Source organism: Methylosinus sp. is20ea, assembly GCF_059718135.1.
In genome coordinates, this window is the sequence record NZ_AP046088.1 from 1,466,189 (window position 1) to 1,492,067 (window position 25,879).

The 25,879-nt window shown below is 68.8% G+C and carries 20 protein-coding genes and 1 pseudogene; 2 read left to right on the plus strand and 19 right to left on the minus strand.

What is annotated here, in order from left to right; all coding sequences use genetic code 11:
- Positions 1–138 precede the first annotated feature (138 nt).
- The 19 genes and pseudogenes from AC6IY7_RS06705 to AC6IY7_RS06795 form a co-directional block, all read right to left on the minus strand.
- Positions 139–1,383: an eCIS core domain-containing protein gene (locus tag AC6IY7_RS06705; protein ID WP_497782292.1), complete on the minus strand. Its 1,245-nt coding sequence runs from the start codon at positions 1,381–1,383 to the stop codon at positions 139–141.
- Positions 1,384–1,415: 32 nt separating this feature from the next.
- Positions 1,416–6,017: a hypothetical protein gene (locus AC6IY7_RS06710; RefSeq protein ID WP_497782293.1), complete on the minus strand. Its 4,602-nt coding sequence runs from the start codon at positions 6,015–6,017 to the stop codon at positions 1,416–1,418.
- Positions 6,018–6,030: 13 nt separating this feature from the next.
- A complete protein-coding gene (locus AC6IY7_RS06715; protein ID WP_497782294.1) occupies positions 6,031–8,355 on the minus strand; it encodes a phage tail protein in 2,325 nt (774 codons plus the stop codon).
- Positions 8,352–11,009 carry a baseplate J/gp47 family protein gene (locus AC6IY7_RS06720; RefSeq protein ID WP_497782295.1) on the minus strand — a complete coding sequence of 886 codons (2,658 nt, stop codon included), beginning with the start codon at positions 11,007–11,009 and terminating at the stop codon, positions 8,352–8,354. The genes AC6IY7_RS06715 and AC6IY7_RS06720 overlap by 4 nt, the downstream gene beginning before the upstream one ends.
- A 10-nt stretch (positions 11,010–11,019) precedes the next feature.
- Positions 11,020–13,560 (minus strand): baseplate J/gp47 family protein, encoded by a 2,541-nt coding sequence (locus tag AC6IY7_RS06725; RefSeq protein ID WP_497782296.1) that lies wholly within the window; start codon positions 13,558–13,560, stop codon positions 11,020–11,022.
- An 8-nt stretch (positions 13,561–13,568) separates the two neighbouring features.
- Positions 13,569–13,955, minus strand: a complete 387-nt coding sequence (locus tag AC6IY7_RS06730; RefSeq protein ID WP_497782297.1) for a GPW/gp25 family protein — start codon at positions 13,953–13,955, stop codon at positions 13,569–13,571.
- A 16-nt stretch (positions 13,956–13,971) separates the two neighbouring features.
- The gene (locus tag AC6IY7_RS06735) at positions 13,972–14,298 is read right to left on the minus strand and encodes a hypothetical protein (protein WP_497782298.1); all 327 of its coding nucleotides are present in this window, start codon (positions 14,296–14,298) and stop codon (positions 13,972–13,974) included.
- Positions 14,295–14,888, minus strand: a complete 594-nt coding sequence (locus AC6IY7_RS06740; protein WP_497782299.1) for a phage baseplate assembly protein V — start codon at positions 14,886–14,888, stop codon at positions 14,295–14,297. Before AC6IY7_RS06740 ends, AC6IY7_RS06735 begins: the two co-directional genes overlap by 4 nt.
- A 2-nt stretch (positions 14,889–14,890) precedes the next feature.
- On the minus strand, positions 14,891–16,036 hold the full coding sequence (locus AC6IY7_RS06745) for a hypothetical protein (RefSeq protein ID WP_497782300.1): 1,146 nt from the start codon (positions 16,034–16,036) through the stop codon (positions 14,891–14,893).
- Positions 16,037–16,040: 4 nt separating this feature from the next.
- Positions 16,041–16,313, minus strand: coding sequence for a hypothetical protein (locus AC6IY7_RS06750; protein WP_497782301.1), 273 nt, complete (start codon positions 16,311–16,313; stop codon positions 16,041–16,043).
- A gap of 13 nt (positions 16,314–16,326) precedes the next feature.
- Positions 16,327–16,995 carry a hypothetical protein gene (locus AC6IY7_RS06755; RefSeq protein ID WP_497782302.1) on the minus strand — a complete coding sequence of 223 codons (669 nt, stop codon included), beginning with the start codon at positions 16,993–16,995 and terminating at the stop codon, positions 16,327–16,329.
- Positions 16,992–17,246, minus strand: coding sequence for a hypothetical protein (locus AC6IY7_RS06760; RefSeq protein WP_497782303.1), 255 nt, complete (start codon positions 17,244–17,246; stop codon positions 16,992–16,994). The genes AC6IY7_RS06755 and AC6IY7_RS06760 overlap by 4 nt, the downstream gene beginning before the upstream one ends.
- A complete protein-coding gene (locus tag AC6IY7_RS06765; RefSeq protein ID WP_497782304.1) occupies positions 17,243–19,345 on the minus strand; it encodes an AAA family ATPase in 2,103 nt (700 codons plus the stop codon). The genes AC6IY7_RS06760 and AC6IY7_RS06765 overlap by 4 nt, the downstream gene beginning before the upstream one ends.
- Complete coding sequence (locus tag AC6IY7_RS06770; RefSeq protein ID WP_497782305.1) at positions 19,342–20,508, minus strand: Pvc16 family protein; 1,167 nt, start codon at positions 20,506–20,508, stop codon at positions 19,342–19,344. Before AC6IY7_RS06770 ends, AC6IY7_RS06765 begins: the two co-directional genes overlap by 4 nt.
- Positions 20,509–20,510: 2 nt before the next feature.
- Positions 20,511–21,305, minus strand: coding sequence for a hypothetical protein (locus AC6IY7_RS06775; protein WP_497782306.1), 795 nt, complete (start codon positions 21,303–21,305; stop codon positions 20,511–20,513).
- The gene (locus tag AC6IY7_RS06780; protein WP_497782307.1) at positions 21,302–22,036 is read right to left on the minus strand and encodes a hypothetical protein; all 735 of its coding nucleotides are present in this window, start codon (positions 22,034–22,036) and stop codon (positions 21,302–21,304) included. Before AC6IY7_RS06780 ends, AC6IY7_RS06775 begins: the two co-directional genes overlap by 4 nt.
- Before the next feature lie 19 nt (positions 22,037–22,055).
- Positions 22,056–22,574 carry a phage tail protein gene (locus AC6IY7_RS06785; protein WP_497782308.1) on the minus strand — a complete coding sequence of 173 codons (519 nt, stop codon included), beginning with the start codon at positions 22,572–22,574 and terminating at the stop codon, positions 22,056–22,058.
- A gap of 16 nt (positions 22,575–22,590) precedes the next feature.
- A complete protein-coding gene (locus AC6IY7_RS06790) occupies positions 22,591–24,471 on the minus strand; it encodes a phage tail sheath family protein (protein WP_497782309.1) in 1,881 nt (626 codons plus the stop codon).
- Positions 24,472–24,936: 465 nt separating this feature from the next.
- Positions 24,937–25,208 (minus strand): annotated as a pseudogene (locus AC6IY7_RS06795) (efflux RND transporter permease subunit); the annotation flags it as partial.
- Between AC6IY7_RS06795 and AC6IY7_RS06800 the strand changes: the two are divergent.
- Both AC6IY7_RS06800 and AC6IY7_RS06805 read left to right on the plus strand, forming a co-directional pair.
- The gene (locus AC6IY7_RS06800; protein WP_497782310.1) at positions 25,193–25,558 is read left to right on the plus strand and encodes a PepSY domain-containing protein; all 366 of its coding nucleotides are present in this window, start codon (positions 25,193–25,195) and stop codon (positions 25,556–25,558) included. The pseudogene AC6IY7_RS06795 and the gene AC6IY7_RS06800 sit on opposite strands and share 16 nt — an antisense overlap.
- Before the next feature lie 42 nt (positions 25,559–25,600).
- Positions 25,601–25,873 (plus strand): hypothetical protein, encoded by a 273-nt coding sequence (locus AC6IY7_RS06805; protein ID WP_497782311.1) that lies wholly within the window; start codon positions 25,601–25,603, stop codon positions 25,871–25,873.
- The last annotated feature ends 6 nt before the right edge of the window (positions 25,874–25,879 follow it).

The following is a 25,879-nucleotide window of genomic DNA, read 5'->3' on the forward strand; positions in this document are numbered from 1 at the left end:
ATCCGTCCATCGAGCACGCGCGACCGGCTGATCTCAAAAACCCCGATCGACGGCGAAAAACATATGCGGAGCCGGCAATTTGCGAACGCCGCCCGACCGAAATTTCACGCGCGAATTTCAAGATCATCCCGAGCGCTCTCATTCGTCGAGGCTGCAATCTCCGTCTGATTTGCAGGGCTTGAAGCTCGGCGTGCGCCAGAAGCCGCGATGATACAGGCGCACGCAATCGCCATCCTGCACGAGATTGAAAAACTTGTTCGATTCATCGCTCGCGGTCGATTTGGCGTCGGCGTCGTGCAATCGCGCGCAGCCGTGCGACTGGCTTCCGGGAATGCGCGAGATCACGCCGCCCTTGTTCCAAAAATTGCTGTGAAACCCGAAGTTTCCGCAATAATTGACGAAATTGACGAGCCCTTTTTTTGATGTCAGACGCTGATGTCCCTGCACCGGATACATGTGGCACCAGCCGTTCTGCCGCGCGAGCTGGCTCGTGTTCGGGCCGATGATGATATTGTCGAATTGGACGTGGGACGAGCCGCGCTGGAACACGCGCACCGCGGGAATCGCGAGATTGAGATGGATTTCCCGATCCTTGACGGCTTTTCCCTTATAGGAGCAGGGATCGGCCTCGTCGGCGGCGGGCTTCTCGCCCAATTCCGTCGCCGTCTCCCCCGCCGACGTCTCGCCCGTCGCCGTCTCGCCCGGCGCCGCCTCCAGCGATCGCGGCGCATCGGTTTCGGTCTCGGTCTGGGTTTCCGACGCCGGCTCCTCCTCCGGCTCTCGGGAAATGCGTCTCTCGCCGCCCTCGCTCTGCTGCGCGACATGGGTGAGCTCATGGGCGAGCAGCCGCCGCCCTGCGCTCGTCTCCGGCGCGAAACGGCCTTCGGCGAAGACGACGTCGCGCCCGACCGTATAGGCGTGCGCGCCGATATCGCGCGCCGACTGCGCCGCGGCCGCGTCGGCATGAATCCTCACCTTCGAGAAATCACGGCCGAACAGCGGCTCGAAGAAAGAGCGCGCGCTCGTCGGAAGCGCGCGCCCGGGCGCGCGCAACGCATCCTGCACGCTCGAGGAAGATTCGCCCGGCGCATCGCAGGCGGCGCATTTGCGCTGCGGCTCGGACGGCGCCGGCGTCACGGCGGCGTCGACGCTCTCCGCGCGCATGACTCGCTCCGCCACGCGATCGGCCTCCTGCTCATAGCGGTCGTTCGGCGCGCCGATCGTCAAGCCGGCGCTCGCCGCTCGGCAACGCGGGCAGCCGCCGCCGCAGGCGCAGCCGCTCTTGCGTTGCAGCAACTCCCCGCCGCGCGACGGCCGCGCGGCCGCGCGGGGCCGGGTCGCCGCGGCGCGGTCCGGCGTGGTCTTGCTGAGCCTCGCATGCATTTTGCTCTCCTTCCTGCCGAACGTCGGCGCTCTCATCTCGTCGCGAGCAGCGCCCTGGCCCGTGCGACGATCGTCTCGGCCGGCGCCTTTCCGCCGACGATGTCGGCGAGCTTGGCGGGGTCGAGCGCGAGGATCGACTCGACATCGGCGACGCCCGCGACGCGCAGCCGCTCCTGCGACGCCGCGTCAATGTCGAGCTTGGCGAGCGGCGTGCGCGCGCCGGCGGCCGGCGCCGTGGTCGCCGATGTCGGCGGCGCATTGGCCTGCGTCGCCCCGCTCGCTCGCGTATAAATGGGCGTCGCCGTCTGAATGACAGCGAGCGGCGCGACCGCGAGCGGAACCTCGAGCGTCAATTGCGCGGCCGCGTCGGCGGCGATGCGAATCTGCTCCTTGTCGAGCAGCAGCTCCTCGCCCCTGGCGTCGCGCACGCGCAGGAACAGCGTCGGCTCGCGGGCCAGAATGGCCGCCTGATCCTTCTCGAAGCGCGCGACGAAGACGCCCGCGGCGTCGGTGCGGCCGAGCGTCTCCGCGATCGTGGCGTCGCGGCGGACGAGCTCCACGGTGAGATCGCGCAGGCCGAGCCCGCGATCGTCCACGACACGGCCCGAGATCGCCGCGCCGCCGTCCGGCGCGACGACCGGCGCGACGCCGAACGCCTCGGCGCCCTGCGTCATCAGCCGCTTTTGCGCGAGGCCGGCCTCGGCGCGCGCGCGCAAGAGCGTCGCCGCCGGATAATCGGCGCCGTGGATTTCGGCGAGTCGCGCCGCCTCCGTCTGCATGCCGTGCATGGCGGCCGTCTGCGCCGCCGCGATCGTCGCGGTCACTTTGGCCACGGCGCTCTGCCCGAGGCCGACGATCTCGGCGCCGGTGAAGGCCTTTTCGTCGAGCGTCCCGCCGAGCCCCTCCGCCTGCGCGCGCAGCACGGAGATGGCGAAGGCGAGCAGGCCCTGTGGCTCGGCGAGACGGCCGCATATGCGCGGATCGAGGATCTGATTGCCCTCGGCGACGGTCGGCAGCGGATTGCCGAGAATGACGCCGGGCCGCGCGATAATGCAATGATCGCCCTGGTTCAGCGCCGTCACATTGGCGCGCAGCGCCTGGCTGAGCATGGAGAGCGTCGTCGTGGCGTCCTCGCGCAGACGCGCGCCCGTGGCCCGCAGCGTGTCCGCGACGAGAACGGCGTTGGCGAAGAACGGATCGGAGCGATAGACGGAAGAGGTGTTGGTCGCATAGCCGATATCGTCCAGCGCCAGCACGGCATGCGAGACGATCGAACGATTGAGCGGATCGAGCCGCAGATAATTGCCGTCGACGATCGTCTCGCCGCCCGGCAGCGCGCGTTCGGCGACGCCGGCGAACTCCTTGCCGCGCGCGAGATAATTCTGGAAGCGGCGCGCCAGCAGGCGATGCGCGCCGCCGAGATTGACGAGCAGCATGACGCCGAACACCGCGTCGATGAAGCCGAAGAGGCCCGTGTAGATGCTGTTGAAATGATTGTCGGCGATAGTGACCGGACCGAAGGCGAAAGCGGTCAGCGCGCGGCCCGCCGGCTGATCGATGCGATTGTCGAGCACGCGCAACGCCGCCTCGCGACCCGAGGAGGTCGAGAGCGAAGAGGTGAGCGCGCCGGCGAAGCGCACATAGACTCCGCCGCGCAGCCCGGCGCGGCGCTTGCGCTCATAATCGCTGGACGGCGCGCCATTGCCGGAGAGCGAATTGCCGGTGACCTCGAGATTATTCCCATAGCCGACGAAAACGCCGCAGACCGGATCGGCGGCGTCCGGCCCATTGTCGTCGATATGATTGTCGGCGAGCACGAGCGCGTCGACGACGCCGAGCGAGACGCCGCCGCGGCCGATGTCCTGCGCCTCGGCGAGCATCGCCTCGGTGAAAGGATTGCGCAGATTGCCGTGGATGCGATTGCCGCGAATGACGAGATCGCGCACCGGATCGCTGGCGCGCAGCAGAGGCGTCGCCGCGAGCTCGGCGATGGCGAGATCGATCTGGGCGAGCAACGCGCCTTTGGGGTCATTAGCGGGAATGACGGGCTTCTTGCTCGCGAGCCTGGCGCCGGCGCGCGTCGCGAAGCCTATGCCGGAGAGCCCCATCGCCGAAATATCGTTCCCCTCTATGGCGATCTCGTGCAGAAATCCCCGCAGCCCGCGCGCGACCGAGGCTTTCGTCGTCAGCGTGATCACCTCCATCGGCCGTCCCGAATCGCGCGTCTCGGCGATGCGCGCCACCTCATAGGGCGGCGAAGCGGCGACGCGGCGCCGGCCGGGGGCAGTCTTGACGGCGACCATGCCGCGCGCGTCGCTGCGGTCGGCGGCGGTGTCGTCGCCTTCGAGCCATATGTCGACATCCGTGATCGGACGCCCCGACTCGTCCTGCGCCAGCGCGACGACATAGCCCGTTTCATTCACATTGATCGTCGGCGCGTCCTTGGTCTCGGCGTCGGCGGTGGTGACGACGGGATCGAGATCGCCGCCGAGCGTCACGCCATTGCCCGCGCCGCCGGCGATGCGATTCTCGACGAGGCGCACGCGCTCGCAGCCCGCCCGCAAATGGACGCCGCCCAAGGCGCGATAAGGCTGCTTCGGCGCGAGCTGCGCGATGGGAAAAATCCAGGCGGCGACGACATATTTCAACACTTGCGCCGGATAGCGATAGAGCATCGGCGTCCTGGCGCAGGGGTCGGCGGGATCGCCGGGCGGATCATTGCCGCCGCCGCCGCGCGGCGGCTCCGTGAAGGGCAGCAGCGCGAGCACATTGCGCTCGACGAGCGCATCCTCGGCGAGCAGCGACAGCGTCGCCAGCCCGTCCGTCGTATCGAGCAGATGCAGCCGATTGCGGGCGATGACGAGCTCGCGCGCCCCCTCGACGCGAATGGCGTTGGCGCGCGCGAAGATGCGATTGTCGTGAATGCGCAGATCGGCGCAGACGCCCTCGCCCGTGCTCTGCGCCAGCACGGCGACGCCGTCGAAAGTGACGAGGTCGAGCCCTTCGATCTCGACGCCGAGACAATCGACGATGGTCACTATGGGCGCCTGCGGCGCAGTCTCGCGCGGCAGCACGAGCGTGCGCCATTTGCAGCCGTGAATCTTCACATGGCGCTTGCCCTCGAGACGAAGATTGGCGCGATGCGCGCCGGGCAGCAGGCATAATTCGCCGCCCGTCGCCGGCAGATGCGCGGCCGCTTCCTCGAGCGAGTTGAAATCGCCGAAGCTGGTCACGCCGTCGCCGATGAGAAACGTGCAGCAGAGCTTCTGATTCACGAGCGGACGAAAGCGCTTGCGGCAATCCTCGATCGCGCCGGAGATCGTCGTGTCGCGCCGGCCCGTCCATTCGATCTCGGCGAGCGCGACGCGATGCGTCACCGAGCCCTGCGGCGGCGCATGGTCGATCAGCGTCTGCGGATTGGCGATCTCGCCCGCGCGCACATCGAAGGTCCAATAATCGCCCGGCCGATATTTGCCCGGCGCCGGCGCGTCGAAAGCGAGCCTCACGCCGTCGCGCAGCTCCACCGGATCGGCGGCGTCGGTGAAGGAGGCGATGTCGGCGACGCCGTTCCACAGGCGGAAGAAGACGGAGTCGGTCGTCGCGGGAAAGGCGCCGAAGAGCGGCGGCGCCGCGAGCTCTATGTCATGATCCGCGTTCAATGTCGCGCGCGCGGCGTAGATCACGCTCCAGCCGCCGTCGAGCGCGTCATAGGCCAGCGCCTCGAGGTAGAAATCCGTCTCGCCGCAAGTGACGATCGCCGCGCGGCCGGCCTCGATCGTCACGCGATGGGGCGTGACCGTCGCGTCGAAGACGCCGGAGCCGACGAGCGAGCCGTTCCATCTGCTCCATTTGAATCGCGCCGGATCACCCGGCCGCACATCGGCGATCTCTATGCGATAGAGCGCATGCTCGAAGCCCGTGTAGCCGCCTCCGCCGACGACGGGGCAATCGCCGACGATCGCGACCTTTGGCGCGAGCGTGACCTCGAGCCGGCCTTTCGTGGCGGGATCGTCGCGCAGCTTTGTTCCTATGGTCGCGCAGCTCTCGCCGTCCGCGAGCCGCAATAGCCGCAGCCGCCAGTCGAGGAAGGCGCGCTCGCTGGTGTCGGGGCCGCCGAGCGCCGGCTCCAGCAGGCGCTCGGCATATTGAAACGCGTGCAGCGAATCGATGCGGACTTCCAGCACCACGGCGTCGCGCACGCCGTCGCCGATCTCGCCGGTCGTCGGCATGGGCGACGCGATCGGCGGGCCGAGATAGGTCGCGCGCCGCGTCACCGGCGCGCTCGGGTTCGGCGCATCGCCGGCGAGGCGCGTGAGCAGTCCGTCCGCCCAGCAGCGGCCCGGCAGCAGCGAGACGATCGTCTCCCCGCTGGTCGCATTGGCCGAGACGATTTTGAAAGAATCGGGCGCCTCCGCCGGAACCGCGCAGACGCCGGCGCCGATAATGTCGCGCGCCGCCTGCTCGCGCCAGGCGAGATCCAAGAGCTCGCTTTCGGTGTGGTCGGCGTCGGTCATGACGCGTCCCTGCTGGAACAGCACCGCGCCCATATTGCGCAATGCGCCGTCGCGCGGCTCGGCGACGCCACGCTCGTTTTCGAGCGGATCGAAATGGAGAACGGAGAAGTCACCCTTCACGGCAATTCCCTTTTCACTCGAGCACAGGGACGACGAGCGCCCGCACGCCGGCGGGCATAAATTCACGCAGACGAATAGTCAGATTGGCGAATTTATGCGCCTCGAGCGCAAAGCCGAAGGCGCCCATGGCGTCGTCGCGCGGGCCGAGCGTCAGCACGCGATGATCGGTCTCGCGCGCGAGCTGCGCATAGGCGCCGTCGCCGAAGCGCCGCGACGTGAAGACGATGCGCGCCTCGCTGGCGCGCACGCAAAAATGATTGGGCGGCGGGCGATCGAGCGGATCGCCGGCGAAGGCCGACCATTTGACGCAGCCATGCTGATTGTCGAGGACCTCGAAACGCCCCGTGAAGATCGCGCCCGAGCCGCCGACGGACGAAACGCGCGCGGCGCCGAAACAGGTGAGGCCCGAGAAGGCGAGCGCCGCGCCCCAGCCCGTCGCCGGATTTGTGGCCGCGCCGATCGCCGGCGTCGCGGCGCCGGCCGCGTCGACGATCGAATCCTCGATGTCCAGCCGATAGCGATCGTCGATGGCGAGCGCGCCGGCGATGCTGCGCTGGAGAATGATGTCGGGCGTCGGCGCGAAGGCGGCCTCCTCGGCGGGATTTGCGAAACCATAGCCATTGGCGAGCCGCAACGCCGTTTGGGCCGGCGCGCGCGCGCCATTGCGCAGAGAATGGCCGCCGGGCGCGAGCGTGCAGCCGGCGACCTCCAGCCGCGCGACGGCCGCGCGCGAGATCAGCGCCGCGCCCGCCGGAAAAGCGGCGTCGGGCGCGAGATAGAGGCCTTCCAGCCGCACCACGGGATCGCCCAGCCCGGCCGCGCTCGCCGCCACGGGACGAAAGGCGAGCGGCGTCGCCAGCCGCAGGATCGGCCGATGGCCGTCGGCGGCGCGGATCGTCAGCGAGCCCGCGAGACGCAAGGACAGGCCGCCGTCGATCGTGGTTCCGGCGATGGCCGCGAGATCGAGCGCATGGGTGAGGCTGTCCTCGATCTGCACGATGATCGGCGTCGTCGCGCTGTCGAGGCCGGCGAGCGCCGCCTGCAGCGTCAGCCCGCCGGCGATGTCGCCGACGCGGCGCAGCTCCGCGCCCGCCGTCGCCAGGGCGCCGCGCGAGACGGGATGCGCGCCGACCGGCCCCACCGCGCCATAGGCGAAAGCCGCGAACATACGCGAGACGAAGCCGGCGCCGTTCGGCGCCATCAGCGCGTCGGCCTGCGCGGCCGTGTCGAGGCCGATGAGGAGACGGCCTATGTCGGGATCGACGACGATCTCGCCGCTGGCGACGGGACGGCGCAGACCCGTCTCGAAGGCGCAGAGATTGTCGCCGCGCCAGCGCCACGCCCAGCCGGCGGGCAGCAGCGCCGCGAGCGTCGAGGGCATGAACAATTGCAGCCCGACATCGCCAATGTCGAAGCCGGAGGGCGGAGCGGTCGAAGCGTCGTAGAAATCGATGCGCGCATAGGCTTCTGGATGGCCGGCCGGCGCCCCGCTGGTCAACCGCGCGTCGAGCATGGGACCGGGGACGTCGTCCGGCTGCGTGAGCGGCGAGATCGCGCCATCGCCGCGCAGAAAGCCCGGCCGCCCGGTGTTGAACAAACGCACGGGCTGATCGAGCTGATGCAGATCAAAGCGCAGCACGAAGCGCGCCTCGCCGGAAGGCGGCGCGCCGCGATCGGCGCGGCCTTTGGCGAGCGGCAGAATGCGCGGCAGGCGATAGGCCGCGAGCCGCCACAGAAAGACGGCGAGATCGGGCAGATTCACCGCACGCGCCCCCGCTGGCGGCGGCTTCACATCCGCGGCATAGGCGAAGGGATCGAAGGGCGTGCCGATGAGCGCCAGCATGGCCGGATCGCGGATCGAGGCGAAGCCGCCGCGCGGCGGCGCGAAGCGGGTGCGCGCGGGATCGGCGAGCGGCGGCCTGCCGCCGGCGTCGGGACGCTGATGATTCATGTGCTGCGTCCAGCCGAGAGCTTCGCGCATCTCGACGGCGCGCGCCGACCAGAAGGTGAGATCGGCGGCGAGACGCTCGATCGCGCCGAGCGTTCCCTTGCGGCGACGCAGGGCGATCGTGTCGGCGACATCGGCGCGTAGCGTGCGCGGATCGCCGTCGAGATGTGAGACGCCGAGCAGATCGCCGATATAGGGGACGACCCAATCCTCGCATGTGTCGATGAAGAGGTCTTCATAGAGCTGCGCGATCGCCTCTTGCAGCGCATCGAAGGGAATTTCGAGCGCATCGAGAAAGGCGCGCAATTGCCCCGGCGGCGACTGCTCCATATCGCGCGTGCGATGGATTTCCGGCAGGCGGTCGAAGAGCTTCGTTTTTTCCTCGCTCATGCGCGCGCTCCTGCATCGGCGACGGACGTCAGCGTCAGATGGCGCGCATCGAGCCGCAGAATTTCGAGCGCGCCGCAGGGCAGCCGCGCGGCGGCGCGGCGATGCGTCGGAAGCAGCAGCGTCGCCGGATCGACGACGCCGGCGGCGAAGCGGCCGAGGCCGACGATCGCGCACCAGAGCACGCCCGCGACAGTCTGCATGCGACCCTCGATGCGGCTCGCATATTCGGGATCGCCGAGCTTTCGCGCGCGAAGGCCGAAAAGTCCCGCGGCTTCGTTCGCCGCATCGCCGGCGAGGCCGAAGGCGGCGCGCAGGCCCGCTTCGACATCCGCGCGCCGATAGCTCGGATCGAGCGCGTAATTCAGATCGACATGGACGAAGCGCGGCAGCGCCTGGCGCACGACGAGCGGAAAGCGATCCGCGCCGCGTTTGCGATGGGCGGAGAGAATGGCGTCGCGAATGGCGGCGAATTCCGCCTCGCGGCCGGCTTGCACCAGCACGCGCAGCAGCATGGCCGGGGCGCCGGCGTGGAGATCGAAGGCGGCGGCGGCGCGGATGACGCCGGGGATGGACAAGAGCTCGGTCTCGTAGTCCTGCACGCTCACCAGCCGCCCGAGGCTCTGCGCCTTGCCGGGCGCGGCCTCGCGCGCCTTGTCGCCGCTCTCCGGATCGGCGCCGCCGGACACGACGCCGACGAGCGAGACCTTGTCGAAGCCGGGCGGACGCTCGGGCGCCGTCGGCGATTTGCCGGGCGCGATCGCGCCATGCGCGCCGGAGCCGCTGCGATAGGCGGCGATGACATTCTTCAATCCGGAGGGCAGGCGCGCGCCCGTCTCGCCGTCGCCGAATTGCACGAAGCTGCGGCCTTCTTCGTCCTCGCGCAGAATATAGATCGTCTCCTTCGGCCCATGGCCATAGAAGCTGTCGACGCGCGTCCACGCTCGGCCGCCGACGAAAATATCGAGCTGCGGCGCCTGCGGCGGCGTCGAATCGGACGCGAGGAAATAGGTCAATGGCGCCTTGGGCAGCGGGAAGGTCTGCCAGATCGCCCGCGCGTCGCCATTGCCGAGAACGGCCTGCGGCTCGCTCTTGCCTTGCGAGGCGTCGACCAGATTGCCGAAGACGGTCACAATGGGCGTCTCATCGTCGAAATCCGCGCGGCCGAAAGGTGCGGGCGCGCGGTCGAAGGAGAGCGCCCAGCGGCGCGGCGGCGCAGAGGGCGCGGCGGAAAAATCATCCGGCTCATTGGTGTTGACGAGCACGACGCTGCGGCCGTCGGCATGGGAGAGGAACAGCCGCCGGCCCGCGAGCGCGCGCGCCTCCGCCGCCACGCCATAAAAATAGAGCGCGCGCGTTCCATCGACGAAAGCCTCGGTCGGCGGAGCGGAGAGTGGACGAATCGTCAGCGGCGGGCTCGTGACTTCGTAGATATTCACATCGCGTATGTCGCAGACGGGACGCGGCGACATGTCGATGCGAATGAGCGGCGCGTCCAATGTGAGCTTTGCGCTCGCGCCATTCAGATTGCCGAAGCCGAGCGAGCCCTTATGCGCGGCGACGATGCGGCGCGTGACCGAGAGCGGAACGCGCGCCGCATCGACATCGGCGCCGATGCGGCATTCGACGATGACGCGCGCGCCGGGCGCAAGATCATCGACGGGCCGGTCGAGCGGCCAGAGCGTCGCGGGCAGAGGTGTAGAGGCGCTCGACAGCGAGCAGACATGGCCGGCGCTCACATGGCGATCGAAGCCCGTGTCCGACTGCCGGGAGCCGGTGATCTTGCCGGAGCCGCCGACGATCGTCGATGTCGTCTGCGGCGGCGCGTCATGGCCGAAATGGCGGAAGGAGCGGCCGATGCGATAGGCCGTCGCCGGCGCCGCGAAGGCTTGCGCGAGCGGCGCATCCGTTTCGACGATCAGCCGGTCGAGCACATGCTTCACGCTCTTCACTTTGACCAGTTGCGGCTCCTGCTGCGGAACGACGGCCGAGCCGGTGAAAGCATAGGACGGCTCGGGCGGCTGCAAGAGCAATCTGTCGCCGACTTTCACCTCGAAGGCGGCGAGGCTGCGGCTGTCGGCGGCGCCGTCGACGGCGGCGATCTCGAAGCGCGTCGCATTCTCCGCGACGACGCTCTCGTAGTGGCGCGGGGAATAGAGATCGAACCGGCCGAGATGCGGAAAGACCGTCAGCTCTCCGTCGGTCTCGAAATCGGCGGGCGCGCTCGCGCCCTGCAATTCGAGCTTGACCGGAAAGCCCTGCCGCAGGACGAGCGGCGCCGCGCCGCGCGCCTCCATGGCGAGGGTCGCGCGTCCGCCGAGGCCCGGCGCGAGACGATAGCCGGTGAGCCGCACGAGGCCGGCGACGCTCTCCCGCCACGCCGCCGTGCGCAGAAACGCCTCATTGGCGTAATGCTCCTGATAGAAGCTCAATATGTCGCAGACGATCGCCGCGCCCTGCAGCAGCGCTATGGCCGGATCATCGGCCGCGCGATGGGTGAAGGCGGAAAGCTCCGGCGCCGCGTCGATCCCGCGCGTCATCGCCTCGACGAAATCGGCGTAACGGCCGATGCGATAGGCGATGCGCGGCAGGCCCGGCCGATTGTCGATCGGCCGCGGGAAGCGGAAAGGATCGTCGATGAGCGGATCGCAGACCATGCGCGCCTCCCTAACCGCCGCCGCCCTGCATCTCGAAGCGGATGAAGCCGCGCTCGAGATGGTCGGGATCATTGGCGACGAGCAGCGTCTCGTCGAAAGCGAGCTCCAGGACCTCGCCGTTCGGCGCGCCCGGCTGCGGCGCCGAGAAGCGCTTCATGACGATGCGCACGATATGCTCGACGCCGGCGATGCGATGAATGCGGCCTTCGATCATGGCGCGATGCAGCGCCTGGCCGAAGGTCCATTGATCGGGATGGAAGAAGCCGGGGCGCCCGTCGGACGTCCAGCCGTCGGAGAATTCCTGCTCGAGCACGAAGCGCAGATCCTCGCGCCAATAGTCGGGATGCGCGCAGACGACGACGCTCACGTCGAGCGGGACATAGCGCGGCGGCCGCAATTCCATGTCCTCGCCGATGAGGCGCACGGATTCGAGATGATCCGCCGCCGCGCGGCGCAGAGCCTCCCATAGCGCATCCGACGCTTCGTCGCCGATCGCCACGAAGCCTTTCGGATCGAGCGCGATCCGCACCGTGCGCCAGCTTCCCGTCCAGGCGTAGCGGGCGACGGCGCGCGAGACGCCGGGAACTTCCTCCACGCGCGCGACATAATCGGCGAGCGTCACCGCCCGCGCCTGCCGCGCGCGAAACGCCTCGGGCGCGAAGCGGCGCAGGCGCTCGACCGGCTCCGGATCGCGTCCGTCGGTCACGTCGAAGGGATTGGCGATTCCCGTCACCGCGCCGCCGAGCGCGCCTGTGAGCGGAAGGAAAGAGAGCAACTGGTCCGCGCCGATATTGCCGCCGGCGCCGCGGCCGATCTGATATTGCGCATGGACGATCGCCGCATCCGGAAGCAATCGCCCATTCACGCCGTCGCCGAAGCGCAGCGTCGCGCGGCCGCGCTCGTCGATCTCCGTCATGAAGCAGGAGCCGTTCTCCACCGTGTCGTCGCTGTGAACGAGCGTCTCCACCTCGCGCCATATTTCGCGCGGCGCGCCGGGTGCGTCGACGGCGACGAGCAACGTCGAGCGCGACGGCTCCTCGCCCGGCCCCGCGCCCGGCCGCGACGGCAGATAAGCGAGCGGGCCCTCATCCGGCAGAGGCGCGAGCACCCAATCCTCCGCCCGGCGCCCGCGCCGCTGGAAATAGAGGTGCTTTTCCGTCTGGCTGTCCGAGGGCAATGCGCTCGCCGGCTCGTAGAAATGCGCCGTCATCGGCCGGCCTTCGTGAACCGGCAGCGCATTGCCGTAGAAGATCGACACATCGGTCACGCGCTTTGGCGGCGGACCAGGGCAGAAGGTGGTGAAGCTGTAATCGGCGCGCAGCGCATCCTCGTCGCGCCATCTCACACGCACGAGCCAGGTCGCGGCCACCGGATCGAACACTGTTTGCGCCGCCGCCTCGCCCGCGAGAAAGCGCAGCAATTGCCGCTTGGCGCGCCGCGCGCCGGCGCCACCGCCGGTCAGCGGATTCAACACCTCGGCGACGATCATCTCGCGCCACAGGCCATTGCGCACGAGATCGCGCAGCGCATCCGCATCCGCCTGCGAAACGAGGCCGCCGAAGGGCGCGATATCCGCCTCGACGCTTCCCGCCGCCAGCGCCGGACGCGCGTCGCGCCATGTGTGCAAACGCAGGCGATTTAGCGCCGGATCGAGACGCTGCCGCTGTTCCGCCGGCAGACGCCCCTGCCGGCTGGCGAAGAACACCGTGTCCGCGAGCGTCGGATCGGCGCCCGTATAGGCGACGAGCTCCTGATCGCCGAGCGAGAAAGGCGCGACGCCTCCGGCCACATCGAGGCACAGCCATGCGCTCGCCTGCTGGCCCTCGTCTATGTGATAATCGACGAGGCGGGCATGGCGGGCGAGCGACACGCGCTTGCGCGCCGTGGCCAGCGTCGCCTCCGCCATCACGCGGTCCTGATGATCGGCGAGCTCGTCGCCCGTCGCCGCCAGCAGGCTGATGAGAGTCTGATCGAGATCGACCTCGCTCGTGCTCTTCCATCCGGGAACGCGCGCCGCCATGGCGACCATCAGCGTATGACGGAAGGAATCGAAATCGCGCGCGAGATAGTCGATGTCCGGGCCGGGCGCGGCCGGACGGCCGGGCAATTTCGGCGCGCAGTCGTTGGTGAAGCAGCCGGGCCGGAATTTGAAGCCGATCTCGGCGAAGAAAGGATCGATCGCGCTCGCATCCCAAACGAGCGCCATGCGATAGGTCGAATAATCGCCGACCGGCGCGACGCGCAGCGACAATCGGCGCGCGTCTATGGTGGAGACGGCGACGGTCTGCGTCTGGCCCGCGAGCGCGCCGGCGAGAATGCGCGACCCGCCGCTGATGCGGAACGTCTGCCGCGCGCGCGCGGCGTCGGCGCCGATGAAGGCGAGGATCGCCGGCAGATGCAGGCCGGTGTAGAAATGCAGCTCTATGTCGGCGTGATCGGGCGAGGGCCCCGCCGGCAGCGACACCAGAGCGAGGCGCAGGCCGTCGAGCCCCGCAGCGGCCAGCGCGTCGGCGCGGTCGTCGATCATATCGAAAGAGTTGATCGCGCCCATGCCGCCTCCTATGACGCGCTGCGCTGGAAGCGCAGCACGCGCACATCCGGGCTGCCGGCGGCGCGATAACCGATGTCGACCTCCAGCGTCGCGCCGGCGCTGTCCCATCTCACCTCGATCTGCTGCACCGTCAGCCGATGGCCGAGCCAGCGCGCCAGCGCATTGGCGATGCGCGCATTGACGACGCCGCGAAGCGTCTCCGAGGCCGGCTCGAAAACGAGCTTGCGCACGCCGCCGCCGATCTCCGGCTGAAACAGCCGCTCGCCGGGGCTGGTCAGCAGCAATTGCAGCACTTCGTCGCGCAATTGCGCGGTGTCGTCCGCGGGCGCCGCCGTGCGGCCGTCCGGTCCGATGCGGAAGGGGAAGGCGAGATGACGGCCGTTCGACAGAGCCATATCCGTTTCCTCTCCGTCACACGCCCATGGCGCGGCGTTGCGTCTGCAGCACCAGCGCCGGCCCCTGCGGCGCCTCCGCGGCGTTGAGGCAGAGGCCGACGCTCGTCTGCAGTAGGAAGGGAACGCCACGCAGCGATGTCATCGTCGCGCCGGTGATCCATCGAATTTTGACGCAGGGCGATGGCGCGACCGGCGCGAAGGGGCAACCGATGATCGGATGCTCGTCGGTGAGCAGCAGCGCATAGGCGCCGTCGACCATCGCCTCGGTGTTGGAGGTGGCGAGCAGCGCCTGGCCGCCATGCGGGCAGGCCACGACGCTCGTGGTTGTGAGAAGCGGGATCATGTCGGCGGAACTCCGAAAGCCATGGCGCCTTTGACGAGGCCGACGCCGCCGAGGCCGATTTCGATCATGCCATTGTTGATGGAGATTTTCGTCGCGCCGATCTCGATCGCGCAGCCGCCGACGGAAAGCGTGATCGCGTCGGACGTCATTTTGATCTCCGCCCCGTCGCCATGGACGATGCGCAATTCGCGCCCCTCGTCGTCGAAGACGATTTTATGGCCCGCCTCCGAGACGATGACGCGCAGTTTCTCGCCCTCCGGCTGCGGACGCTCGCCCGCGCCCCACCAGCCGCCGCTCCAAATGGGATTGTCCAATTGACCGGCTTCGAACTCGATCCACACGCCGGAGTCGATTTTCGGCAGCATGAGGAATCCATGGCCGTCGCCGGCGAAAGGCGCGGCGGGCATGGCCCAGCCGCAGGGATGATCGCCGAGAATGGCGGGGACGCTGGCGCGGATGCGGCCGCGATTGTCGGGATCGTCGACATCGGTGACGGTCCCGCGATATTTGCCATAAAAGCTGGTCCCGGCGCGTTCGACGAGGCGCTCGAGCGTCTGCTCCATGAGATCGGACATCATGAGATCGGACATCGTCAGAAAATCTCCACGCTGGCGGAAACGGACAGCTGCAATGCGCCGCCCGCGGCCTCGGCGACCTGCGCGCCCGAGACGCGGGTGAGCGAGTCGGTCTTGGCTTCAATGTGCTGCGAATAGACGGATGGCGTGATGCGATGCGTCACGCGCGTGAGCAGATAGGCGCCGCTATAGGGCGTCGCGCCGGCGTCGACGCGCAGCTTTCGATAGGGCGCGAGCACGGCGCCATAGCAGCCCGGCGCGAGCTCGCTGGTCAGCGTGTAGACATAGCCGGCGCGGCGCGCCCGCCCGCTCGCCGCGGCGCTCGGATCGGCGCGCAGATTGTCGGCGGGCGGCAGCAGGCGGCGCGGCGTCAGATCGACCGGACGCGCCGGAAGATCGCGCATCAGCCCGAGATCGGCGGCGCTGGTCTCGAAAGTGACGACGCCGCGATCATCCAGACTCAGCACGCGCGCGGCGGTGCGTTCGGCGCCATGCGGATTTTCGACGATGCGCGCGTCGGCGAGATTGCGATCCGCGCCGAGCAGCCGCAGCGGCGGCAGATCCTCGGGGCCGGCGGGATCGGCGAGGAAGCAGCCGATGGCGGCGCCGGGCGTCGCGCCGGGCAGCACATAGGCGTGACGGTCGTTGCGACTCGCCAGCGTGCGCAGGAATTGCAGCACTGTGCCGCGCCGCGTCGTCGTTTGCGGCGTCGCCTGTGTGCGCTCGACGCGCGTATCGCGAATCTGCGCGAAGCGGCGGAACAATTCCTCCGCTATATCGCTGTCGCTGCGATGCTCGAAAGGCGGCTCCACATCTTCGTCGCGATCGAGAAAGGCGCTGTCGTCGCGCACGATCATGGACGCGACGCTGCGGCCGGGCTCGGCGTCGAGCGCGCCGTCGATGGAGACGAGCGGTCCGTCGATGAGCGGAACGAAGCGCCCGTCGCCTATGTCGATCTCGACGCGAATGCGCGAGAAAGGCTCGCTCGTCGCGCCCGGCCAATGCAGCCACACGCCTTTCTCGTCGAGGCAGAGCGCCATCTCGATGCGCGCCTCCCATATGGCGTCCATTTCCTGGACGACCTCTATGCGCTCTATGCGCCGCAACACATCGGCCGAGGCGGCCGTATCGCCGAACCAGACTCGAAAGCGCGGCTCGCTCATCGCCTCAGCCCTTCGGAACGAGCAGCGTGTCGCCGACGGTCGCGACGAGCGTGCTCGCGTCGAGCGCGGCGTTGGCGTCGGCGACATGCCAGAATTGCGTGGCGTCGCCATTGACCGATTGCGCGATGAGATCGAGCCGGTCGCCGCCCGCGACGACATGCGGCTCGCCGACCGCCGCCGCGAGGCGACGCAATTTCAGCGCGACGATTCTCTCGCCCGTCGAGGCCGTGGTCTCCACCGTCGCGACGGCGGCGTAGCGCGAATTGGGGAGGAACATGCGCAAGACTCCTTCAGAGCGGAATGAGCTCGACGATCTGGTCGGCCGTGTTGGCGAGATTGGCGATCGCCTGCGCCTCCTTGGCCATTGTCGAGAAATCCAGCGCGCCCTTGGCGAGCGTGTCGTCGGAGCACTGGTCGACGGAGATGACGCTCATCGTAATGTCGACTTCCGCGCGCAGCGGATTGAGCGCGGAATCATGCTGGATCTCGGAGATGCTCAATTGATCGATCGTCACCGGCAGCACGCGGGTGAGACCCCAGATGAACAAAATGCGCGGATATTTTTCGCGCGGTATGGGTTGCGCCGGAGCGTCGTCGTCGCCGCCGCCGAGCGCGGCGCCTATGGCGTCGATCGCGGCGCCGATCAGCCCCGCGAGCGCGCCGCTGGGCTGCGCCATTTTCTCGAGCGCGGCGAGCTGTGGGCCTATGCCGAAGAGCTCGGCGAGCGCTTTGCCTTCGGCCAGCATATCGGCGGCGGAAAATTGCGCCTTCAGCGTGATGCGCTCGAATGTCTTCTCGCCGGCCTGCGTCTGCTCGCGGCGCGTCGGGCCGGTAGGGCGCTGCGGTATCTCCAGCGAGCGCGACAATTGCTCGGGATTGAACTGGAAAATCACCACATTGGGGATCGGCCCGACGAGGCCGGCCCCATATTCGACGAGCGCGCCGCGCAGCCGCGTCATGACCGCCCCTCCCCGATCCGCCTCGCGATGCGCGCGCCGATCTGCTGCGCCAGAGTCGCGGCGTCGGCGCGCGGCGGCGTATCGATGCGTCCGGCGTCGAGCCCGCCGATCGCGCCGCGTCCCTCGACGCCGGCCTCGCGCAGAGCGCGCGCGATCTCGCCGCCGAGCAGACGCGCGGCCGCTTCCGCGGTCCGCGGCGCGACGCCGCGGAGTTTCAGCTCCAGCCGATCGATCGTCACGCGGCGCGTCATTTCTGCGTCCTCTCCGCAGCCGCCAGAGCGGCGTAGGGGCCATATTGCTCCAGGCTGCTAGCGCGCTCGAGCTTGTCGTATTCGCGTTGCACGGCGCGGATCACCGCCGGCATGTCGAGCGCCTTGGCCGCGCCGGGCTCGGCGCATTGCAGCAACGCCTGAAAGACGATCGAGCGTATGTGCCCGCCCGCCAGCGGAAAGCGCTGCGCCAGAAATTCGAGATCGAGCCCGCTCGCATCGACGCCGTCCGGAATGACCGCGCGCCATATGCGCAGCCGCTCCTCGGCGGCGGGCTGCGTGAACTCGACGACGAAGCGCAGGCGTCGCAAAAAGGCCTCGTCCAGATCCTTGCGGCGATTGGTGGCGAGAATGGCGAGGCCCTTGAAACGCTCCATGCGCTCGAGCAGATAGCCGATCTCGAGATTGGCGTAGCGATCGTGCGAATCCTTCACTTCGCTGCGCTTGCCGAACAGCGCATCCGCCTCGTCGAAGAAGAGCACGATGTCGGCGGCGTCCGCGGCGTCGAACAATCGACGCAGATTCTTCTCGGTCTCGCCGATATATTTGTCGACGACCTGCGACAGATCGATGCGATAGAGCGGCAGCGACGACTCCGCCGCGATGACTTCGGCCGCCATCGTCTTGCCGCAGCCGGGCGGCCCGGAAAACAGCACGGCGAGGCCGCTCTCGCTCCAGGCGCGGGCGGTTCCCCATTCGTGATGGGCGCGGGTGAGATTGCGCATCGCCCGCACGATCTCGTCGATCTGCCGCTCGCGCGCCGGCGCGAGCATCAGCTCCTTGCGCGAGAAGCGCGGCGGGACTTTCTGCGCCAATCCGCCGAGATCGAGATCGGCGCGCGCCGCCTCGAAGAGGTCGCGCTCGCGCCCAGCGTGGCCGAGCCGCGCGAGCTCCGCGCCGACGCGGGCGATGGCCGGCCGCTCGTAGCGGAAGCGGCGCGCCGTCTCCGGCAGGCTGGGCGCGAGCGCGGGATCGTCGATCGCCGCGCGCCAGGCGGCGAGGCGCTCGTCGTAGGAGAGTGCGGGAATTTCGATCGGCGGCGTCGCATCCGCGAGGCTGCGCAGCGTGTCGCGACGCGCGACGCCGATCAGCATGGCCAGCGGCAGCGCTGGGAGCGGCGGCGGCGCGAGCGTCTCGTGCGCGGGGTCGGAGAGCAGGCCGGCGTCGACATAGAGCGCATGGCCGCGCAGCCACGCCGTCGTCATCGCCTGGGCGAGATCGTCGCGCGTCAGGGCGACATCCGGTCGCGCCAGAGTCGCGCCGGCGTCGCGCGCCAATGCGGCGGCGGCGCCGGCGAGCGCGGCGCCCGGCGCGCCGTAGAGCGGGACCAGCGTCCGCCGGTCGCCGGCGAGCGCCGCCGTGACCCGCGCCCGCGCGCCCGGGGCGAGGCCGGCGGGAAGCGGCTCCGGCGCGACGATGCGCAGGCCCGGCGCGTCCTCGCCCGGCGCCAGCAGCTCGCGCGCGACCAGCGCCGGGACGCCGAGCGGGCGGTCCCATTCCACCGCGCCCACCTGCGCATTCGCCGCGAGGAGTCCGTGCGCGAACAAGCGATGCGCCGGATCGAGACAAGCGAGCAGCGCCTCGGGCTCGTCCCATAGGCGCTGCGCCAGCGCGAGAGTGGGCGCCGTGCGGGCCGGATCGTCGAGACAGGCGGCGAGCACTGGCCCCGCGGCGCCATCGACCGCCGGCAGCAGAGCGAGCGCCAGCAGGAAGCGCTCCGCCGGCGCGAGGGCGAGCCGTTCCGCCGCCCAGCCGAAGGAGCCCCGCGCCGGCGCCTCCATCGGCGCGGGGGCGGCTTCGATGCGCTCGGTGAGAAAGCGGGCGGTCGGATCTTCGCCGAAGAAACGGCGCTTGTCGCGCTCATAGCGCAGCAGATCGAGCGCGGCGAGCGAGCGCTCGACACGCGGCGGCAGCGCGTCGACGCGCTCCTCCTGCGGCGCGCGGCGCCAGAGCCAGCAGATTTCGCGCCGCAGTCGGAGCGTCACCTGGCTCATCCAATAGCGCGCGCAGAGGTCGCGGCCGCGCAGTCCCGGCGTGAAGCCGACCGGCTCGGCGACGTCGCGGAGCGAGGCCGCATTCATAGCGTCACCGTCGGGCTCGCCAGCGCCTGCTGACCGTTTACGCGCAAGATGACGCGATAGGTCCCGGCCGGCGTTCCCACGGCGGCGTTGGCGATGGCCAGGCTCTTTTGATCTGCGGCCGAGACCGGCGCCTCGAAGACGCGCAGTGTCGCGCCATCGTCCGGCCGATAGAGCAGCACGGAGACGTCATCCGCTTCCGTTCCGAGCAGCAGGCCCGTGATCGTCAGCGTTCCGGCGACGACGGAGGCGCCGCCGACGCTCGGCGACAGGCGCGTGATGAGCATGTTGCTGCTGCGCGCGCGCGTCGGCGACAAGCGCTTGCGGATGGTGAGCGGCAGCTCGCCGGCCGAGAGCGCGGCGCCATCGGCGATGGGCGTTCCGGGGCTGCCCTCGACGCGCGCGACGATGCGATCGGGCGCGCGCTCGAGAATGGCGAGCGCCACATCGCCGAGCACGACCTCGAGATCGGCGCCGAGCAGATCGTCGCCGCGCAACGTGATGAGCGCGCCGGCCTCGAAACGATCCGGCTCCACGCTCGACAGCGCCGGGCCGAGCGAGGGAAGCGTCTCGATCTTCACGCCGTCCGGCCCGATGATCCTGCGCGGAGTCGTCGTATAATCGACGCCGACGAGCAGCGTTCCGCGCGGCGTCACGGGCGGGACGATCATGATCGGCCGCAGCTGAAAGGCCAGCGAGAGCCGATAATGCTCCTCGCTCCCCTGCATGATCTTCGACAAGAGCTCGACGCTGGCCTCGTCGAAGCTGAGCTTTATCGGCTCGGGATTATTCTCGAGCGCGAGCCGCACCAGCGGATCGACGGACGGGTCGAGGCGCAGAAAGGCGAGCTCGGCGAGCGCCGAGGCGCCGCGGCCGAGCAGCTCATGGGCTGCGGCCGAATCGCTGCGCTCGCCCGCGTCGAAGGCGGTGATGAGATAGCGCAGCGCGAACCAGAGCGGCGGCGGATCGCCGGGCCGCGTCGAGAGATTGCGCATGGAGGCGTCGAGCGCGACCTCATAGAGGAAGAGATTGAGCTTGTCGTTGGCGTCGGTCGCCGCCGCCTCCTCCGGACGGCCGACCGAAACGTCGAAGCCGCGTCGGACCAGATGGTCGCGCAACAGCCTCGTCGCCGCGCCGATCGCTCTGCCGGAGTCCGCGAGCGCCATGGTCAGAACCCACGCAAGGAGCGACGCCAGAGCCCGCTGCGCTCCGGCGCCGGACGCGGGGCGGGAGCCGGCGCGCGCTCGGCGACGCGAAGAGCGGGCGGCGGAGGCGCTTCGATCTCGATATGAATGGCGCCGATCGACAGCTCGAAGCCCGCGCGCGGCGGCCGCGGCGCCTCGGCGAAAGCGAGGGCCGGGATCGCCGGCTCGACTGCGGTGATTTCATACGCCGAAACAGGCCGATCGAGACCGGCCTCGGCGTCGGGCGCGGGCGGGCTGGCGGCGAAGACGAGGGCTTTGGCGGGCGCCGCCGACGCTAGGGGCGATGGCGCGTGAGCGCGCGAGGGCGCTTCCTCGACCTCTGCGTCTCGCTCGTCGGGGACGGCGGCGATCCAGCGCATGACGCTCTGCAGCACATGCTCCTGCGAGAGGGTGGGAGCGAGGGCCGGCGCCACTATGCCCGCCTCCGCCGACATCGCGACGGCGGGCTCCGCCAATGGCGTGATGACGGAGGGCGACAGAGCCGCCGCGGCACCCGCGACCGGCGCCGCCGCCGCGGCCGAGACGGGCCTCGTCGTGGCCGCGATCGGATGCGAGACGTCCGCGGGCGGCGCTTCGATCCATCCGCGCGGCGAGGGCGCCGCGGACGGGATCACCGGAACGGGGCGGGCCGCCGGCTGTTCCGGCAAAGCCTCCTCGAGCGCGAGAGGCTCCGGGCGACGAGCGAGCGGGCCGACGACCGGAGCCTCGCCCAGAGGTAGGCCGCTCGATCGCATCAAGCCGTCGAAATAGAGGCTCATGGCGCCTCTCCTTCGATCAACGCCAGATAGGCGGCGCGGCGGGCCGGCGGCACGGCGAGACAGTGCGCCTCCGTCCAACCGTAATGCGCAGCGAGCCGATGGATATCGCGAAGCAGCGTCTGCCGGCGCCGCGCGAAATGCGCGAGCGCGAGACCCTCGATATCGACCGCCACGCTCTGCTCGCGGCCGCAGGCCGGACAGGCCGCGGCGACCGTCAGCGCCGTCAGCGGATCGGCGGCGCTCATCGCCTCGGCGATCGCCGCTTCATCCTGCGGCTCCGCGCGGCCTTCGACGACGAGATCGGCGAGCATGATGCGCGCCGCCTCTTCGCGCGAGGCGGGACGCGCCGCGCGCCAGCGCTCGAGATCGACGCCGAGCGGAGCGCGCAGCGTCACCGCGCGTCCCTCCGGCAAGGTCACGCGAAAAGGCTCCCGCAGCGCCGGCAGAGCCGCCAATTCGTCGATCGGAAGCGCAAAGCCGAACGTCTCGCCGCATTCGGCGCTCCCGCAGCGCGCGGCGAGCTCCAATTCATTCGTCTCGAGATGCGCCCGACAGAAACGCAAGAGAGCGACGATACGCTCTCCCACCGGGCGCCGGCGCCAGGCCTCCGCATCGCCAGAGCCGGCGAGCAGAGCCGCGACGAGCCGTGGACGCGGAGCGGCGAAATCGAGATCGAGATCGCTCGCCGCGCCAAAGGCTTCGCGCATCGCCATCGTCGCCGTGACATCCATGTCGGCGGCCTTTCTCGCGTCAGCCGGCGAGCGAGGGTTCGCTCGGCTCGACGACGACGGAATCGCGTTCCCAGCCCTCATTCTCCAATTTGATCGTCTGAATGGCGATCGCATTGGCGTTGGCGTCGAGATCCGGCAGCGCCTGATATTCCGACACCCAGGCGCGGAACACCTTATAGGCGAGCGCCAATTGGCCCGCCTCATTATAGACCTCGATGATGAGGTCCTTGCGAAAGTCCTTCAGGCTCGCTTCCGCGCCCAAGCCGGCGTTCACATGCCAGACCTTATTCGCCCAGGCCTCGAATTCGAGATCATGGGTGACGCCGCGCTCCAGCGTTATCGCCTCGTATTTCGTGCGGCCCGGCGATTTGCGCGAGGTGGAGGGATCGCCGCCCTCGCGGAACTCGACGACCTCGGTGCTGCGCTTCAGCGCGCCCACCTTGCTCACGCCGAGCACATAGCGGCCGTCCCATTTCACGCGGAACTTGAAGTTTTTATAGGGGTCGAAGCGGTGAGTGTTGACGGTGAACTGCGCCATGTCCGAATCCCCCTCGTCACAGATCGCCGGCGATCTGCTGTATGGTGATCACGACGAATTCGGCCGGCTTCAGCGGCGCGAAACCCACGACGATGTTCACGACGCCGAGATTGCGATCCGCCTGCGTCGTGGTCTCCTTGTCGCACTTCACGAAATAGGCGTCGGCGGGCGTCGTCCCCTGAAAGGCGCCCTGGCGGAACAGCCCATTCATGAAAGCATTGAGATTGAGCCTGATCTGCGCCCATAAGGGTTCGTCATTCGGCTCGAAGACGATCCATTGCGTGCCGCGATAGAGGCTCTCCTCGAGGAACAGCGCGAGGCGGCGAATGGGAATATATTTATATTCGTCGGCCTGCGCATCGGCGCCGCGCATGGTGCGCGCGCCCCAGGCGACGCGGCCATAGACCGGGAAATTGCGCAGCACATTGACGCCGAGCGGATTGATCTGGCCGTTCTCCGTATCATTGATCGGCAGTGTGAGATCGAGCACGCCGTTCAATGTCGCCTCGACGCCGGCCGGCGCCTTCCACACGCCGCGCTGCGCATCGGTGCGCGCATAGACGCCGGCGAGCGTGCCCGACGGCGCCATGGCGCGCGGACGCAGCCCATCGAGTGGGTCCTGTATGCGCAGCGGCGGAAAATAGCTCGCGGCGTTACGCGACGTCGTCGCGCCCCAGCTTCCGATATTGGCCAGCGTGCGATTGGAGGGCGCGTCCACGATGTAGAAGGCGCGCCGCTTCTCGCAGAGCGCGACGCCCGCGGCGATCACCGCGAGCTCCTGGCCCGCCGTCATGTCGAAGGTCTCGGGAAGCAGCAGAAGATTGAAGAGATCGACATCGAGCAGCGCATAAATGCCGGTCTTGGCGCTCTCATTGCCGATGAGATCGGTCGGGCCGCCCTTGGAGCCGTCGACGCCGGCCGTCGACGGCGCGACATTGGCGACGGCGGCCGGACGATGCGCCGCGGCGCCGGTGAATTCGCGCCCTCCATTGGCGAGGCCGAGCCTCACGCTCGCGGCGAGGCCGCCGAAGGCGCCGCCGGCGATCACCACGCTCGAGGATTCGCCCGCCGTCAGCGATGCGAGCTTCAAATGGCCGGTTCCGGCCGCGCCGTCGGCGCCCGAATCCGAAGCGGCGAGAAGCGCCGAAAGGCCGGGCACGGCGGCGATCGCCGCCGTCGCCGCGGTGACGAGCGCAGCGATATCGGCGAAGGGCGCGCCTGCGAGCGCGAGCAGAAAAGGCGTCACCCCGTCGACGACGCCGCCGATCGTTGTGTCGCTCGGATTGAGCGGGAATGTCGGCGCCCCGCTCACCGCCGCGCCCGCCTGCGCGAAGGCGAGCCCGGCGCGACGCTTCACGCGAATATAGGCGGAGGCGTTATCGACCACCGACTCGACATATTGCGACGATCTGGAGTCGAGACTCAGATTGCGATGCGTCTCGACATCGACGAGCGTGACGCCGTCGCTCTGCAATTGCCGCACGACGAGATTGAAATCCGCATCCGCATTGCGCACGCCCGTCGTCTGCACGCTGACGCGAAGATCATTGCCCCAGCGCCCGGGACTGGCCGCTCTTATGTCGAGAACGGGCGCGGGCGCGACGTCGGAAAGCGTCCAGCCGGTCGTCGCAAAGCCTGTCGCGACGCGCACGACATAGGCGAGCGAGCCGCCATTGAGGAAGAACTGCCGCACGGCGTAGGACGCCGGGCTGTCGCGATCGAGCCCGCCATAGAGACGCTCGAAATCCGAGAAGCTGGTGATGGAGATCGCGCGGTCGGGCTCGCCCTTGCGCGTGAAGCCGACGAAGGCGGCGATCGATGTGGCGACGCCCGCGATCGTATGCACGCCGCTGGATTTCTCGACAATATAAACGCCCGGATAAGAAAGCTGCGCCATCGAAATCGCCTCCTTCGAACACACGACATCGGCGTGCGCCCTCGGCGAGCCGTGGCGCATAGAAAAACCAGCATGAGCGTCATCGCCGTCTCGTCTCCGCAAATCGGCGACAGACATGACGCTATACGCCGGCGCAATCGGCGTCGGCCGCGTTTCGATTTTGTTTCACATGCGAAGAGTCGCGAGCCCATGCCCCGACTCGGCCGATGACAGGGCGCGCCCTCGCGTCGCCCTTTGAAAAACGTCTATGAACTCCGTTTCACTCAACTTTTAGAAAGGTCTCACCCTTGCTTCACGAGGTCAAGAAGAATCACGTCGCAATCATTCGCCATCACGCGCAGAGCATAGTTTCGCTTCGCGACATTTCGATGCATGAGGGTGAGACGCGGATCGTTCGCTGAGCGAATTTCCATGCGCGCAGGCGGCCGGCGAAAGCGTCGCCGCGCCGACGAGAATGGCGTTGTTCTATCGTGACGGCGTCAGCGCGCCGGGAAGGGCGGCGCTGCGGCGCGGCATGCGCGCCTTGCTCATCAGCAGATAGATCACCGGCGTCGTGTAGAGCGTGAGAATCTGGCTGAGCAGCAGGCCGCCGACGATGGTGATGCCGAGCGGCGGGCGCAGATCCGCGCCTATGCCGGCGGCGAAAGCGAGCGGCAAGCGCCGAACATGGCCGCGAGAATCGTCATCAGAATGGGACGGAAGCGCTCCTTGGCGGCGAGCAATGCGGCGTCGCGTGTATACACGTAACGATCATATTTTCCGAAGGCGGCAAGACCACTGGAACACGAATGAGAAGGGCGTCTATGTCGTCTCCATGCGCGCGTCGGAGGAGCCCAATCACGCCAATGGCCGCAATAGGGTGACGATCGACCAGTTCAGCGGACAGATTCTCTTCACCGAGGATCGCAGCGCCTTCAGCGCCGGCGAGCGCCTCCTCGAATGGCTGCCGCCGCTCCATTCGGGCGAGGCCTTCGGCGTCGGCGGCCAGGCCGTCATCGTCCTCGCCGGCCTCGCGCCCGCCTTTCTCTATGTCACCGGCTTCATCCGCTGGCGGCAGCAGCGCCGCCGCCGCGCTGTTTCGGCGTGACCGAATCTGTTAGACTTGCCTCCAACAGAAAGGTTTCGAGGAATGACGCGCGTCTCTCTTCTCTCCCTGATTCTGGCGGCGGTCCTCTCGCTTTCGGGCGGCTTCGCCCCGAAAGCGGCCTGGGCCGGGCCCAATGTGCCGCTGTGTCTCGCGATGCAGAATAATTACAACGAATGCGTGCGTCGTGAGCGCGGCAGGGAGCGGCGCCATCACGAATATGAGGACGAATGGGGCCGCGGCCCGCGCGAGCATCGCCGCGGCGGATCGGAATGCGGCGCCTGGCTCGTGCAGCTGAAGGCCCAGGGCTGCTTCTGACGGCGG